The following is a 15378-nucleotide window of genomic DNA, read 5'->3' on the forward strand; positions in this document are numbered from 1 at the left end:
GCATATATAATTATTATGTTTTGGGTTTAAACAATAAAACATAATAAAGTTGTTTTTTTTGATTGCTGAGGAAGGAGGAAGTATAAATGAGGATGAAGAGTCGAAAAACTGATTGGCCTGTATTTATTATTAGTGGTGGTTCACTTTTATTATTTGTAATTGCAGTTTTTTTGAACAAGGATTATGTAGAGAGTGCGATTAATAAAAGTTTCGCTTTTTCAATTAAATATTTCGGTGCCTTCTGGCAAGTTTTATTATTAGGTACATTTATTGTTGCGATGTGTATGGCTTTCTCCAAATATGGGAGAGTTAAGCTTGGGGGATTAGAAAAACCTGAGATTAGTACGGCAAAATGGCTTGCTATTATTATGTCTACATTACTTGCTGGAGGTGGCGTTTTTTGGGCAGCAGCAGAGCCAATGTATCATTTGATGACGGTGCCACCAATACATGATGGTATATCTGCTGGAACGAAAGAAGCAGTCATGCCTGCTTTAGCACAAAGTTATATGCATTGGGGATTTTTAGCATGGACGATTTTAGGTACAATTAGTGCGGTAGTTATGATGTATGGACATTATCATAAAGATATGCCGCTAAAACCTCGAACACTTTTATATCCTATTTTTGGGGAAAAATTAAGAAAGAGCCTGCTTGGAACGATAATTGATGCAGCTGCAATTATTGCAGTAGCTGCAGGTACAATTGGCCCAATTGGATTTTTAGGTTTACAAGCAAGTTATGGATTACAAGAATTATTTGGAGTTTCTGATGTGTTTACTACTCAATTAGCAATTATTGTTTGTGTGGTGGCCGTGTCTACTATATCGGCAGTAACAGGTATTGATAAAGGGATTCAAATTATAAGTAATTTAAATGTTAGATTAGCAATTGTGTTAATGGCATTCATATTACTATTTGGGCCAGGTGGATTTATTATTGATTCGTTTGTTTCTTCGTTTGGATTTTATGTAAATGAGTTTATACCGATGAGCACATACCGTGGTGATACAAGTTGGTTAGGATCTTGGACAATCTTTTTCTGGGGATGGTTTATTGGATACGGACCAATGATGGCAATTTTAGTGAGTCGAATTTCAAGAGGGAGAACGATTCGAGAAATCATCGTTGCAATTGGAATTATCGCACCTATTATTACAACATTTTGGTTTACTATATTAGGTGGATCAGGCGTGTTTTATGAGTTGATGAATCCTGGGTCTATCTCGGACGCATTAAGTGAATCTGGTATGCCGGCAGCTATGATTGCAATTACAGGGCAATTGCCACTTTCTAATATTATTGGACCAGCATTTCTTTTATTAACAATTTTATTTGTAGTGACAACAGGAGATTCAATGGCGTATTCCATTTCAATGGCAGTGACTGGAGACGGAGATCCTAGAATTAGTTTGCGAATTTTTTGGTCGCTTATTATGGGCGCAGTTGCAGCAATTCTTTTATATATGGGTGAAGGAAGTATTAATGCGCTACAATCGTTTATCGTGGTGACGGCAGTTCCGGTATCAATTTTGTTATTCCCAATGCTATGGTTAGCGCCTAAAGTTGCGGGAGAATTAGCATTAAAACAAGGTATTGTAAAAGAAGAAGATAAAACTGCATTCTTATTTCAGAAGGCTAGTAAATCAAAATAAATAAAAACGTAAAAGAGGAAGCATCTTAAATGAGATGCTTCCTCTTTTACGTTTAATCTAATACTTTTCCCTTTGTTTCTGGTACACATAGTAGCATTGTAATTAACCCGATTGGGTAGATGATAAAAATCAAGGACAATGCTCCAAGTAGGTTGCCACCTGTAGCAAGTAAGCCAATAATAACAGGCCCAAATCCAGCTAACCCACGTCCTGTACCGAAAATAAAGTTTTCGGCGGTAGAGCGAGCTTCAGCAGGATAGTTTTCAGCTAAAATTGCTCCAAATCCTCCCATCATTCCATTTGCAAAGAATCCAAGCAATGCACTTCCCCATAATAATAATGTTGAATCAGTGAATAAGAAGAAGTAAATGAGACAGTATACTGTACCGCCAATATAATAGATTGCAAAAGTTTTACGGCGACCAATTTTATCAGCTAGAATACCAAAGATTGCAATTCCAATTAGCATACCGATGGTAGAAATGAACATCCAGCCACTTGCTTTTGCTAATGTATAGTTATATTTATTTGCTAAAATAGTGGGCATCCATGTGAAGATTCCGTAATATCCGAAGTTTTGGATGAACGACATAATAATAAGACCAATTGTTGTAATTGTTACTTTTTTATTGGCAAATAACTTTCGAAGTGGAAATTTTTTTATATGTTTTAGTTGTTCTGCTTCAGTAGTTGTTAATTTACCTGCAGCTTCTTTTTGCAATAGTTCCTTTTTGTAGCGTTGTTTTTGCTCCCATATTTTCGGTTCACTTAAACTTTTACGGACATAGACAGCTAGTAAAGCTGGAATTAATCCAAATAAGAAAACGGCTCTCCATCCAAAGTGTGGGACAATAAATGCTGGAAGGAGTGAAGCAATCAGTACACCAAATTGCCATCCAAGTGCAACAACAGATGTCGCTTTAGCGCGCATTTCTTTAGACCATGTTTCTGTTACGATGGCCATTCCGATTCCGAATTCACCACCAACTCCCATTCCAACTAAAAAGCGCAGAATTAATAATTGCCAGTAGTCTGTTGCGAAATAAATGAGTGCGGTTGCTAGTGAAAACAGTAAGATTGTGAAGGCCATTGTACGAATACGGCCAAATAAATCAGCAATAAATCCAAATAAATAAGAACCAATTAACATTCCTATTGTGGTAGCTAAAGTTAAGTTTCCACCTTCAACAGGACTTAAGTGAAACTCTTTTAAAATATAGACAAGTACGAAAGATAATAGCAACATATCTAAACCTTCTGCTGCATATCCTAGCGCAGAACCAAATAATGTTTTATATCTTTTCGCTTTTGTCTCCTCTGTTGTTTGTTGTACATCAGTAGTGACGTTCATTATTACTCCTCCTTATTTTCTACAGTCGCTATGGAAGAATAACAAAAGGCCTTCTCACCTGATATGATGAGAAGGCCAAAAAAGCATACGTATCCCCAAGAAAAGAACATACGTATATTGTATTCCGACTTCCTTCTCAACCTCACGGGGTTGGGTTAAAGGACTGTATTATATTACTTTATTTTTAGCACTCTTCTATATGTATTGTCAAATAAAGAGGAAGTTATTATGTGTAAAATATTTCAAAAAACATTTCGTTCTTCTTGACGCCGACTTCATTATTTTCCCATAATAAAACTAACTAAATAAAAAGGAATGAATCAAAGATGCTAAATTTAGTACTCATGATGATTGAACGAGTCGGACTTATAGTTATTTTAGGATTTTTACTCTCTCATATTAAAACTTTCAGACGCCTCCTTCATAAACAGGATGGCTATGTAGATAAGCTTAAGCTTATTTGTATTTTTTCGGTATTTACAATTGTAAGCAATTACACTGGGATTGAAATAGCAGGAAATACGATTATGAATGAAAATTGGTTACAAGGTGTTTCATCATCGAGTACCATTGCAAATACACGTATTATGGGTGTTGGAATTAGTGGATTGCTTGGTGGTCCTATCGTCGGAATTGGGGTAGGATCAATTGCTGGTATTCACCGTTATATGCTTGGAGGGACGACAGCTCTAAGTTGTGCAATCTCTTCAATTTTAGCAGGCGTTATAACTGGTTATATCGGATACATTTTTAAAAAATATAACCGTACAATTACCCCTAAGTTTTCAGCGATTTTAAGTGTTTTTATCGTTTCTTTAGAAATGATTATGATCCTATTAATTGTAGAGGATGGAATGAGCATTGTGAAAACAATTGCGATACCAATGATCCTTGTAAATAGTTTTGGAAGTTTTATTTTACTTTCTATGATACAAGCTATTTTGCGTCAGGAAGAGAACGCAAAGGCACTTCAGACTCATAAGGTATTACGTATTGCAGATAAAACGTTACCATATTTTCGCCAAGGCTTAACAGAAGAATCGTGTAAGCATGTGGCACAAATTATTCACCGCTTTACAGGAACAGATGCGGTATCCTTAACAGATACAGAGAAAATATTAGCTCATGTTGGATTAGCATCAGATCACCATATTCCGTCACATAGTTTAATAACTGGTTTGTCGAAAGAAGTGTTACACACAGGGAAAATAATGAAAGCAAAATCACGTGAGGTTATTAATTGTCAACATGAAGGCTGCCCTTTGCAAGCGGCGATTGTTATTCCACTAACTTCACATGGAAATACAATAGGGACATTAAAACTGTATTTCAAAAATCCTAACCAGTTAAATCGTGTGGAAGAGGAATTAGCAGAAGGATTAGCAAAAATATTCTCTACACAACTTGAATTAGGTGAAGCTGAGTTGCAAAGTAAATTATTGCAAGATGCGGAAATAAAGGCATTACAAGCACAAATTAACCCGCATTTTTTATTTAATGCGATTAATACAGTATCAGCTTTATGCCGAACAGATGTAGAAAAAGCAAGGAAGTTATTATTACAGCTTAGCGTATATTTCCGATGTAATTTGCAAGGGGCACGTCAGTTATTGATTCCACTAGAACAAGAATTAAACCATGTACAGGCATATTTATCCTTAGAACAAGCAAGGTTCCCAAATAAGTATGAGGTAAAGATGTATATTGAGGACGAGCTAAAGACAACTTTAGTACCACCATTTGTTCTTCAACTATTGGTTGAAAATGCATTGCGACACGCTTTTCCGAAGAAGCAACCAGTATGTGAAGTAGAAGTGCATGTTTTTGAAAAAGAGGGTATGGTTCATTTTGAAGTAAAAGATAATGGGCAGGGAATTGAGGAAGAACGTTTAGAACAATTAGGAAAGATGGTAGTTTCGTCAAAGAAAGGGACTGGAACAGCTTTATATAATATTAATGAACGTCTTATTGGATTATTTGGAAAAGAAACGATGCTTCATATCGAAAGTGAATTAAATGAGGGGACAGAGATTACTTTTGTTATTCCAAAAAAAGTAGGGGAGGAAGAGCAGATTGTTAAAAGTATTAGTAGTTGACGATGAAATGTTAGCACGTGATGAACTAAAGTATTTATTAGAGAGAACGAAAGAAGTTGAGATAATTGGTGAGGCTGATTGTGTGGAAGACGCATTAGAAGAACTAATGCAAAGTAGACCAGATATTGTGTTTTTAGATATTCAATTATCCGATGATAACGGATTTGAAATCGCCAATATATTAAAGAAGATGAAAAATCCACCTGCAATTGTATTTGCTACTGCCTATGATCAATATGCACTGCAAGCATTTGAAGTAGATGCGTTAGACTACATTTTAAAACCATTTGATGAAGAGCGTATTGTGCAGACATTAAAGAAGTATAAAAAACAAAAACAATCGCAAATAGAAACGAAGCACGAAATAAAGGGGACAGATGTAACAGTAGAGATGCATAAATTAGCATTACCAATTGAAGAATCAATCGTACTTGTTAATATTGAAGATATTGTATATGTAGGACTTGTGGACGGAAAAGTGACAGTAAAAACAATGAGGGAAACATATGTAACACACGATACACTTGTGATTTTGGAAAAGAAGTTGCCGCAAGTAAGTTTCATGCGCATCCATCGTAGTTTTATTGCGAATATTAATCATATTACTGAAATTCAGCCATGGTTCAATTCTACTTATAATTTAATCATGAAAGAAGGATCAAAAGTACCTGTTAGCCGTACATATGCAAAAGAACTCAAGAAGCTGCTTCGTATTTAAGGAGCAGCTTTTGTATTTCATCCTTTTATATTTGTAACTGATTCTGTATATTTGACGCTCTGTTATGTAAACGCTTACTCGGGCGGTTATATCCTATACAATAAAGGTACCAAATCGAAAGAGGTGGCCAAAATGAGTACGAAAAAAGTATATAGTTTCTTATCACAAGCATTCATATTCTCAGCTATTATGTTAATTTCTAATATTATTGCAACACATTTACCAATTCCAATGCCTTCATCGGTAATCGGGTTAGTTATTTTATTTAGTCTATTATGTTTAAAAGTTATTAAATTGGAGCAAGTTGAATCACTCGGAACAGCTTTAACAGGTATTATTGGATTCTTATTCGTCCCATCAGGTATTTCAGTTATTAATTCTCTTGGTGTAATGGGACAATACTTTGTACAAATTTTAACTGTAATTGTTGTAGCAACAGTTATTTTACTCGCTGTAACAGGATTATTTGCACAATTTATTTTAGGAAAAGATGAAAAAGAAACAGAAGATACAAAAGAATTGAAAGTAGTAAATAAAGGACGCAAGCACGGAAAGGTTGCGTAACCATTGTATTTATATATTGTTGGGAGGTAATGAACATGGCAAGCACAATGACTCCATATTTCGGAATCGTCGTTTCATTAATCGCATACGGAATCGGAACATTATTATTCAAGCATTCAAAAGGGTTCTTCCTATTTACACCATTATTCGTGGCGATGGTATTAGGGATTGTATTTCTAAAGGTAGGTAACTTTACTTTTGAAGAATATAATACTGGCGGAAAAATGATTAGTTTCTTCTTAGAGCCAGCAACAATTGCATTCGCTATCCCACTATATAAACAAGTTGATAAGTTGAAAAAATATTGGTGGCAAATTTTATCAGCTATCGTGGTTGGATCTATTTGCTCAGTAATTGTCGTGTTCATTGTTGCAAAAGCAATCGGTTTAGATACAGCAGTAATGAATTCAATGCTACCACAAGCAGCAACAACAGCAATTGCGTTACCAATTTCAGAAAGTATTGGTGGTATTCCAGCAATTACATCGTTTGCAGTTATTTTCAACGCAGTTATCGTATACGCATTAGGAGCATTATTCTTAAAAACATTTAGAGTGAAACATCCGATTGCAAAAGGTTTAGCACTTGGAACAGCGGGTCATGCATTAGGAGTTGCAGTAGGAATTGAAATGGGTGAGGTAGAGGCAGCGATGGCAAGTATTGCTGTAACGGTAGTTGGGGTTGTAACAGTAGTTGTCATCCCAATGTTCATGCCATTCATTGGATAGTAAAACTTACTTAAAAAATAAGAAAAGCAAGCTATTTGTAGGACAGATTTCTACTGATAGCTTGCTTTTTATGTTACAGTAGTGGTAAGACCTATTAAAAAATGTAAGTTTCCTTAAATCTTCATTAATACTATGTAGAATACGTTTTGAATTAGGTCATTGTATTGTAAAATAAGAAGTAGGCTACTATATACCTGGTAAGGTAGGCATATAATGAGTTTATAAAAATCTTAATATGAATGAATAATTAAAAGTAGAAAAGAGAGAGAAATCTACTTATTAACGTTTTAGTTTATAGGACAGGAGAGAGTATTCGTCGATTATGCAAATAAAAAACCTGTTTCAAAGCAAAGGATTCCAGAGGTTACTCGTATTAGTAATACTTGCTCTCGTGTTATACGGGCTGCAAAGTATGTTGAATTTAATATTAATTACGTTTATTCTCACGTATTTAATGGATCGATTCCAAAAGTTTATTTCACGCAAATTAGATCATTTCATGCCTATTAATCGAAAAATTATTATAGCGTTTCTATATGTAATGTTAATTGGTGGAATTGCTATTACGCTATTTAAATATTTACCAGTATTGACGATACAAATTTCACAACTGATTTACCAATTCAATGTATTTTTAAGAAACCCACCAGATAGTGAACTAATTAAGTATGCAGTTAATGCTGTCAATCATATGGAGCTTTCTAAATATGTAGGACAAGGCGTAGACATTTTGTATAAATCGATTACGAATGTTGGTAAATTTGGCCTTCAAGTTTTACTTTCTTTAATTTTGAGTTTGTTTTTCTTATTAGAAAAATCTCGTATTGTCGGTTTTACTGCAAAGTTTAAAGAAAGCAGGCTTGCAATTTTCTATACTGAAATTGAGTACTTCGGAAAGAAATTTGCACGTTCATTTGGAAAGGTAATCGAAGCGCAATTTTTAATTGCTGTTGTTAACTGTGTTCTTTCAGTTATCGCATTATGGATATTAGGATTCCCACAATTATTAGGTTTAGCGTTAATGATTTTCTTGCTTGGCTTAATTCCAGTAGCAGGGGTTATCATTTCGTTATTCCCACTTTGTATGATTGCTTACAATATTGGCGGTATCATGTACGTTTTTTATATTTTGGTTATCGTAACAGTGATTCATGCGCTTGAAAGTTACGTATTAAACCCGAAGTTTATGTCGCAAAAAACAAATTTACCGATTTTCTATACATTTATGGTATTAATCTTCTCAGAACACTTCTTAGGTGTATGGGGATTAATTATCGGTATTCCAATCTTCATCTTCTTATTAGATGTTTTAGACGTGACAAGTGATGAAATGGAGAAGGATGTTGGAAAAAATAAAGTGAAGTAAAGAAAAAGCATCGATGTTCGGTGCTTTTTCTTTTATAATATGATGTTTCTTATGCCATACTGTAAGCAGAACATAGAATAGGGGTGAAGTAATGGCTGTAAATGAAAAGGTAGAATTGGCTACATTTGCTGGAGGGTGCTTCTGGTGTATGGTTTCGCCATTTGAAGAGATGGAAGGGATTATAAAGGTTGTTTCTGGCTATACAGGTGGTCATAAAGAGAATCCAACGTATAAAGAAGTATGTTCAGAAACGACGGGACATTATGAGGCAGTACAAATTACATTTGATGCAAATAAAATGCCGTATGAGGAATTGTTAAATATATATTGGAGACAAATTGATCCGACCGATATTGGTGGACAATTCCACGACCGCGGACAGTCTTATGAAACGGTGATTTTTTATCATAATGAAGAACAACATAAAAAAGCAGAGACCTCAAAAGAAGAGCTTGAGCAGAGTGGACGCTTTTCAAAACCAATTGCGACAAAAATACTACCAGCAGCTACATTTTATCCAGCTGAAGAATATCACCAAGGATACCATAAGAAAAACACATTCCGCTATGAGTTATATCGTAAAGGCTCAGGACGAGATGCTTTTATTAAGCAACATTGGCCAAAGGATAATGCTCATTTAAAAGAAAAACTCAATGAGATGCAGTATTATGTAACACAGGAAAATGGTACAGAACCACCATTTCGAAATGAGTATTGGAACCATAAAGAGGAAGGTCTTTATGTAGACATCGTTTCAGGTGAGCCGTTGTTTACTTCTCTAGATAAATTTGATAGTGGATGTGGATGGCCTAGTTTTACAAAACCAGCGATGTCAGCAAGTGTGAAAGAAAAGATGGATGTGAGTCATAATATGACACGTACAGAAGTGAGAAGTAAAGAAGGAGATTCACATCTTGGGCACGTATTTCCAGATGGTCCAGGACCAAATGGCCTTCGTTACTGTATTAATTCCGCAGCTCTTCGATTTATTCCAAAAGAGGAATTAGAGAAAGAAGGCTATGGCGATTTCCTAATCTTGTTTGGAAATAAAAAATAACCTCGCAGTTAGCGAGGTTATTTTTTTGTTATTTTGTTTTTTTCTTTTTAAATTTGCTTAATACTTCATAAACGATTGGAACAATAAGAAGTGTTAATAACGTTGAACTTGTTAATCCACCAATTACCGTTACGCCAAGTCCTTTAGAAATTAAGCCACTACCTTCAAATCCTAATGCAAGCGGGATAAGAGCACCGATTGTTGCAATTGCAGTCATTAAAATTGGACGAAGGCGTGTTGCACCAGCTTCTAATAAAGCTTCACGTGTTGATAGTCCTTCATTTTCCTTATGAATAACGCGGTCGATAAGCACGATTGCGTTTGTTACAACGATACCGATTAACATAAGCGCACCAATCATTGCAGATACACTTAATGTTTCACCAGAGATTAATAAGGCAACAAGAGCCCCAATAATTGTAAATGGTAGCGAGAATAAAATTGCGAATGGTGCTAGGGCACCACCAAATGTAACGACAAGAACGAAGTATACAATGGCAATCGCAGCTAACATCGCTAGGCCAAGTTGCTTGAATGATTCTTGAATATCTTTAGTAACACCGCCCATAGAAACATCTACACCAGAAGGAAGATCCATTTTATCTACTTCTTTTTGTACTGCAGCAGATGCTTTTGAAACGTCATCAGATGTTAATTTGGCACTAACCTCTGCATAAACACGTCCATCTCGGTGTGTTACTGTATTCGATGTTTCACCTTCTTTTACAGTCATAACATCTTTCACAGCTACTTCATTACCAAGTGGTGTTGTAATTTTGCGATTTGTTAAGTCATCGATTGTTTCATAATTTTGTTTTTCAGCTTCTACATATACATTGATATCTTTACCGTCTTTTTTAATTGTTGTCAGAACAGGGCGATCATGTTGATTAGAAAGTCCCATTCCAATTTGAGCAGCCGTTAAGCCCATTTTACTCAGCTTTTCTTGATCTGCGACTAAAGTGTACTCTGCATATGTTTTTGCAATACTAGAATCTATATCTTTTAAGTCTTTATTTTTCTTCATGATATTTTGAATATCTTTTACGACAGGCTTAATGTCTTCTGAGCTATCTCCATAAACGTATAGTTTAATTTCGTTACTACCGCCACTTGCTCCGAAGTCTTGGTTTTTCCATTCGCCTTTGCCAGACATCTTCTGTAAATCTTTAACGACTTGTTCTTTCTCTTTTTCAAAGTTTTTCGTGTCGTTATCATATTGCACGAAGAACATTGCTTGGTTTGATTGACCAGGACTCATTGGATTCTCTCCACCTAATGAGAACTGAATTGTTTTGACGTCTTTATTATCTTGGAAGTGCTTCTCAGCTTTTGTTGCAATTTTTTCAACGTCTTCTAACGTTTGACCTGGTTCAGGATTATATGTTGCAATAATCATTTTTTCTTCTTCAGAAGGTAAGAAACTTACACCGATAACTGGTACAAGTGCAAGACTACCAACTAATAGAAGGACAGCGATACTTGATGTAATAATTTTGTGATTTAAAGCCCATGCAAGTATGCGTTTATACCCATTTGCTAATTTACTTGGTTTTTCTTCATGATGTACTTCTTTTTCCCTCATGCTCTCTTTCTTAAATAAGGAATGAGCTAGCATCGGTACGATTGTAACTGCTACTAGTAATGATGCTAATAAAGCGAAGACGATAGTTAAGGCGAATGGTAAGAACATTTCACCAATCATACCTTTTACTAGTCCAAGCGGTAAAAATACAGCAATTGTTACAATGGTGGAAGACATAATCGGGATAAACATTTCTTTCGTAGCTTCACGAATTAAATCTTTTCCACGTAATTTCTCTTCTGATAACGACATACGTCGGTAAATATTTTCAATAACAACAATTGAGTCATCGACAACGCGGCCTATAGCAACGGTCATTGCTCCAAGTGTCATAATGTTAAGCGTAATATCCATTTGCTTTATGACTAAAACAGCAATTAATAAAGAAAGTGGTATTGAAACGACAGAAATTAACGTTGTTCGAATATTTCGTAGGAACAGCATAATAATAACAATCGCAAAGATAGCACCGAAAATTGCTTTGCTCAGCATTGTTTCAACTGATTTTTCAATAGGTGCACCTTGGTCGAATGTTGAAATGATCTCTAAATCTTTATATTTTTTCTCAAGATCTTTTACTTTATCTTTTACTGCATTTACAACATCAACTGTATTTGCATCAGAGGCCTTCACAATTTGAATTCCAATTGCTTCTTTTCCATTTGTTCGAGAAATAGATTCTGCTTTCCCAACTTCTTTAATGTCAGCAATTTCGTCTAATGTAACTGTTGGAATCCCGTTCATAGCAGCTGGATTCATTTGCGGCGTTTGTGAACCAGCGCCAGCATTTTGACTACCTTGACCGTTAGGTGAGGAAGGTATAGCTGGGATTTTAAGTTCTTTTAACGCTTTAATCGTTGTAATATTGCCATCTACAACAACTGATTTTTCCGTGTCTTTAAATGTGTATAAGCCAAGTGGTAAAGATACATCCGATCCCTTAATCACATTTTTTACGGTATCTTCACTTAGTCCTAGTTCTTTCATTTTATCTTTCTTGAAGACAAGCTGTACTTCATCTACTTGTTGGCCAGCAATTTGAACAGATGCAACACCATCAAGTCCTTTTAATCCTGGTACAACATTTTTTTCTACATTTTCAGTTAAGGTAGCTAAAGATTCATTCTTACTTGCCACGCTTAACGAAATAACTGGAAAGGCATTGAAGTTTACTCGTGAAACTTTAGGATCTTTAACACCTTCTGGGAGTTTTACATGTGTGAGAGCTTCTTTAATTTCTGTTTCTGCTTTTTCCATATTTTTATCAAAATCGTATTCTACTTGAATAGAAGATGCGTTTTGAAAAGATGATGAACTCACAACGTTAACACCGCTTAAATTTTGTAGTTGTTCTTCCATCGGCTTTGAAACTTTATCAGCTACTTCTTCTGGTGTAGCACCAGGATAGACCGTAGTTACTGTCACAATCGGTGTTGTAATATCAGGGATTGTTTCCAGCTTCATATTGAGTCCAGAGTAGATCCCCGCAATAGTAACAATAATGGTTAGTAGCCAAACTGCGAACTTATTTTTTAACGAGAAATTGATGATTTTGTTCATGTTTGCGCTCCCTTTTTATTATATTGACCAACTGGTCAGTCTAATACATAATATAACTGACCGTTCGGTCAATCGTCAATAAAAAGAGATGGTATAATACATTTATAATAAGATGCGAGATTAAATTTAGGAGAGAAGATATGAAAGAAAAAGAGCGTTTAATTATAGAATCGGCTATGAAGTTATTTGCTACTAAGGGTGTAAATGCGACATCAGTGCAGGAAATTGTGACAGCTAGTGGTATATCTAAGGGAGCTTTTTACTTATATTTTAAATCGAAAGATGAGCTTTTATTAGCGACACTTCGATATTATTATGACAAAATCCAAAAGAAAATGCTGGATATTGAACAAGAGTCTTTATTACCACGTGAAAAATTTGCAAAACAATTACATTGTCAGTTTAATGATATACAAAAGCATAAAGAATTTATTATTATGCATGCGAGAGAAAATGCGATTCCGTTTAATAAAGAAGTAGAAGAATTTATGATGCGGATGAAGTTAGAGTCTCATGCATTTTATCGGAATAGTTTATTGTCCATTTATGGTGAAAAGGTTATGCCATATTTATTGGATTTAGTAATTATGGTAGAAGGCATATGCCGTGGGTATTTAGAATTAATTATTTTACAAGCACCAGAAATTGATTTATCGTATGTAGCTGCTTTTATTTTAAAAAGAGTAGATAATTTAGTAGATGGCTTAGTAGAATCTTCGGAAGAACCTATTTTACATGAAGAAAAGCTTGGAGAATTCCTTTGTAAATCAGAGCTTATTAAGGAACAAGTTAAAGAACATTTTTTAAAAGAGATTATTGTATTTAAGCGCACTTTAGCTGATCAATTAGAGGATGATGAGCTGTTGGTTACATTAGATATTTTAGAGGCGGAAATACGATTGCTTAATCCAAGAATTCCGGTAATTAGAGGTATGTTAGCAAATTTAGAGGCGTATCCGGAATTAAAAGAATTTCGATTACGCCTTATAGGATACTATAATATAAAAAATTCTTAATAAAAATAAGTAAAAAACTCCTTGTCTACACAAGGAGTTTTTTCTTAAAGACTACTTACTATTTTGAGACCATTCTTCAACATCCCAAACTTTTGTGATCCAATCTTCATAGAAGTCCGGTTCGTGACATACAAGGAGAATTGTTCCTTTATATGCTTTCATAGCCTTCTTAAGTTCCGCTTTTGCTGTAACATCAAGATGGTTTGTCGGCTCATCAAATAATAGCCAGTTACTTTCCTCACCCATTAGCTTACATAAACGAACTTTTGCTTGTTCTCCACCACTTAATTGGCTTAATGGGCGAGAAATATGTTCATTTTTTAATCCGCATTTTGCTAACATCGCACGAATTTGATGCTGGTCTAGGCCAGGGAATGTATTCCATACATCATCAATTGGTGTTATATTATCAGCTTTAACTTCTTGTTCAAAGTATGCAGGCTCTAAGAAGTCACCAAGACTTGTTTTACCGCTTAAAGGTTTAATTTTACCTAAGATTGTTTTTAGCAACGTTGATTTACCAACACCGTTACATCCAACAATAGCAATTTTTTCACCACGTTCAATCGTCATTGATAGCTTTGGTAGTAGCGGATGTGTATATCCGATTTCTACATTTTCACCTTCAAAGACGAAGCGACTACTTGCACGACTTTCTTTAAATGAGAATTCCGGTTTAATTGCTGTTTCCGGACGATCAATAAGCTCCATGCGATCAAGTTGTTTTTGACGACTCTTTGCACGACCTGTCGTTGAATAACGAGCTTTGTTCTTTGCAATGAAGTCTTCTTGCTTTTTGATAAACTCGCGCTGTTTTTCATAAGCGTTTATATGTTGATTTTTATTGATTTCTGCTAGTTCTAGGAATTTTTCATATGTCGCTGTATAGCGTGTCATTTTTGTGAATTCTAGATGGAAAATAACATCAACACATTTGTTCATAAATTCCGTATCATGAGAAATTAATAAGAATGCATGTGGATATTCTTTCAAATAATTTGTTAACCAATGAATATGTTCAACGTCTAAATAGTTAGTAGGTTCATCAAGCAATAACACTTCTGGCTGTTCAAGTAATAGCTTTGCAAGCAATACCTTTGTACGTTGTCCACCACTTAATGCTGAAACATCACGATCTAAACCAATTGCATCAATTCCAAGACCACGTGCAGCCTCTTCAATTTTCATATCTAGTAAGTAGAAACCACCTGCTTCAAGTGCATCTTGTATTTCTGCCATTTGCTCAAGAAGTTCTTCTAGTTCTTCTGGTGTAGCAGTTCCCATTTTTTCTGTAACTTCATTTAAAGCTTTTTCCTTTTCGAATAACGGTAAAAATGCATCCGCTAGTACGTCACGGATTGTACGCCCAGGTGTTAAAACAGTATGCTGATCTAAGTAGCCGTAATGTGTGCCCGGTGTCCATTCTACGCGACCTTGGTCATGAATAAGCTGACCAGTAATGATATTCATGAATGTTGATTTACCAACACCGTTTGCACCAACTAATCCAACGTGCTCACCTGCTAATAATCGCATAGATACATCTTTAAATAATGTACGATCGCCAAATGTATGTCCTAATTTTTCAACTGTTAATAAGCTCATAGTATCCTCCGTCCAACTTGAAATAGTACCTTGAATCATGATACTAAATTCTTTCATATAATGCTATCATTTCAAAA

Annotated in this window: 11 protein-coding genes and 1 pseudogene; 9 read left to right on the plus strand and 3 right to left on the minus strand. The window is 35.1% G+C overall.

The annotated features are described in order from the left end of the window. The first annotated feature begins 86 nt into the window (after positions 1–86). Complete coding sequence (locus DN404_RS02585) at positions 87–1655, plus strand: BCCT family transporter (RefSeq protein WP_001242445.1); 1569 nt, start codon at positions 87–89, stop codon at positions 1653–1655. Positions 1656–1707: 52 nt separating this feature from the next. Here DN404_RS02585 and DN404_RS02590 read toward each other — a convergent pair whose 3' ends face one another. Further along, a complete protein-coding gene (locus tag DN404_RS02590; RefSeq protein ID WP_001103412.1) occupies positions 1708–3006 on the minus strand; it encodes an MFS transporter in 1299 nt (432 codons plus the stop codon). A 326-nt stretch (positions 3007–3332) separates the two neighbouring features. On the opposite strand from DN404_RS02590, the gene lytS reads away from it, so the two are divergent. The 7 genes and pseudogenes from lytS (at position 3333) to msrB (ending at position 9535) form a co-directional block, all read left to right on the plus strand. Then, the gene (lytS, locus tag DN404_RS02595; RefSeq protein WP_149214701.1) at positions 3333–5102 is read left to right on the plus strand and encodes a two-component system sensor histidine kinase LytS; all 1770 of its coding nucleotides are present in this window, start codon (positions 3333–3335) and stop codon (positions 5100–5102) included. Further along, on the plus strand, positions 5080–5820 hold the full coding sequence (locus DN404_RS02600) for a LytR/AlgR family response regulator transcription factor (protein WP_000921842.1): 741 nt from the start codon (positions 5080–5082) through the stop codon (positions 5818–5820). The genes lytS and DN404_RS02600 overlap by 23 nt, the downstream gene beginning before the upstream one ends. Before the next feature lie 132 nt (positions 5821–5952). Next, positions 5953–6384, plus strand: coding sequence for an antiholin-like murein hydrolase modulator LrgA (lrgA, locus tag DN404_RS02605; protein ID WP_000104901.1), 432 nt, complete (start codon positions 5953–5955; stop codon positions 6382–6384). Between the two features lie 35 nt (positions 6385–6419). Continuing rightward, positions 6420–7112, plus strand: coding sequence for an antiholin-like protein LrgB (lrgB, locus tag DN404_RS02610; RefSeq protein ID WP_000168869.1), 693 nt, complete (start codon positions 6420–6422; stop codon positions 7110–7112). A gap of 322 nt (positions 7113–7434) precedes the next feature. Then, a complete protein-coding gene (locus DN404_RS02615) occupies positions 7435–8478 on the plus strand; it encodes an AI-2E family transporter (protein ID WP_149214702.1) in 1044 nt (347 codons plus the stop codon). A 91-nt stretch (positions 8479–8569) separates the two neighbouring features. Next, positions 8570–9037: pseudogene (msrA, locus tag DN404_RS30855) on the plus strand (peptide-methionine (S)-S-oxide reductase MsrA); the annotation flags it as partial. A 45-nt stretch (positions 9038–9082) separates the two neighbouring features. Then, the gene (msrB, locus tag DN404_RS30860) at positions 9083–9535 is read left to right on the plus strand and encodes a peptide-methionine (R)-S-oxide reductase MsrB (protein ID WP_255444923.1); all 453 of its coding nucleotides are present in this window, start codon (positions 9083–9085) and stop codon (positions 9533–9535) included. Positions 9536–9563: 28 nt separating this feature from the next. Here msrB and DN404_RS02625 read toward each other — a convergent pair whose 3' ends face one another. Beyond that, positions 9564–12680 carry an efflux RND transporter permease subunit gene (locus tag DN404_RS02625; RefSeq protein ID WP_149214704.1) on the minus strand — a complete coding sequence of 1039 codons (3117 nt, stop codon included), beginning with the start codon at positions 12678–12680 and terminating at the stop codon, positions 9564–9566. A 140-nt stretch (positions 12681–12820) separates the two neighbouring features. Here DN404_RS02625 and DN404_RS02630 point away from each other — a divergent pair, with 140 nt between their 5' ends. Next, a complete protein-coding gene (locus DN404_RS02630) occupies positions 12821–13696 on the plus strand; it encodes a TetR/AcrR family transcriptional regulator (protein WP_149214705.1) in 876 nt (291 codons plus the stop codon). Between the two features lie 51 nt (positions 13697–13747). Here DN404_RS02630 and DN404_RS02635 read toward each other — a convergent pair whose 3' ends face one another. Then, entirely contained in the window at positions 13748–15301 is a 1554-nt protein-coding gene (locus DN404_RS02635; protein ID WP_000055410.1) for an ABC-F family ATP-binding cassette domain-containing protein, read from the minus strand. Positions 15302–15378 lie beyond the last annotated feature (77 nt).

The sequence above is a fragment of the Bacillus sp. TE8-1 genome, from assembly GCF_008368855.1.
In the GTDB taxonomy this organism is placed as follows: Bacteria; Bacillota; Bacilli; order Bacillales; family Bacillaceae_G; genus Bacillus_A; species Bacillus_A cereus.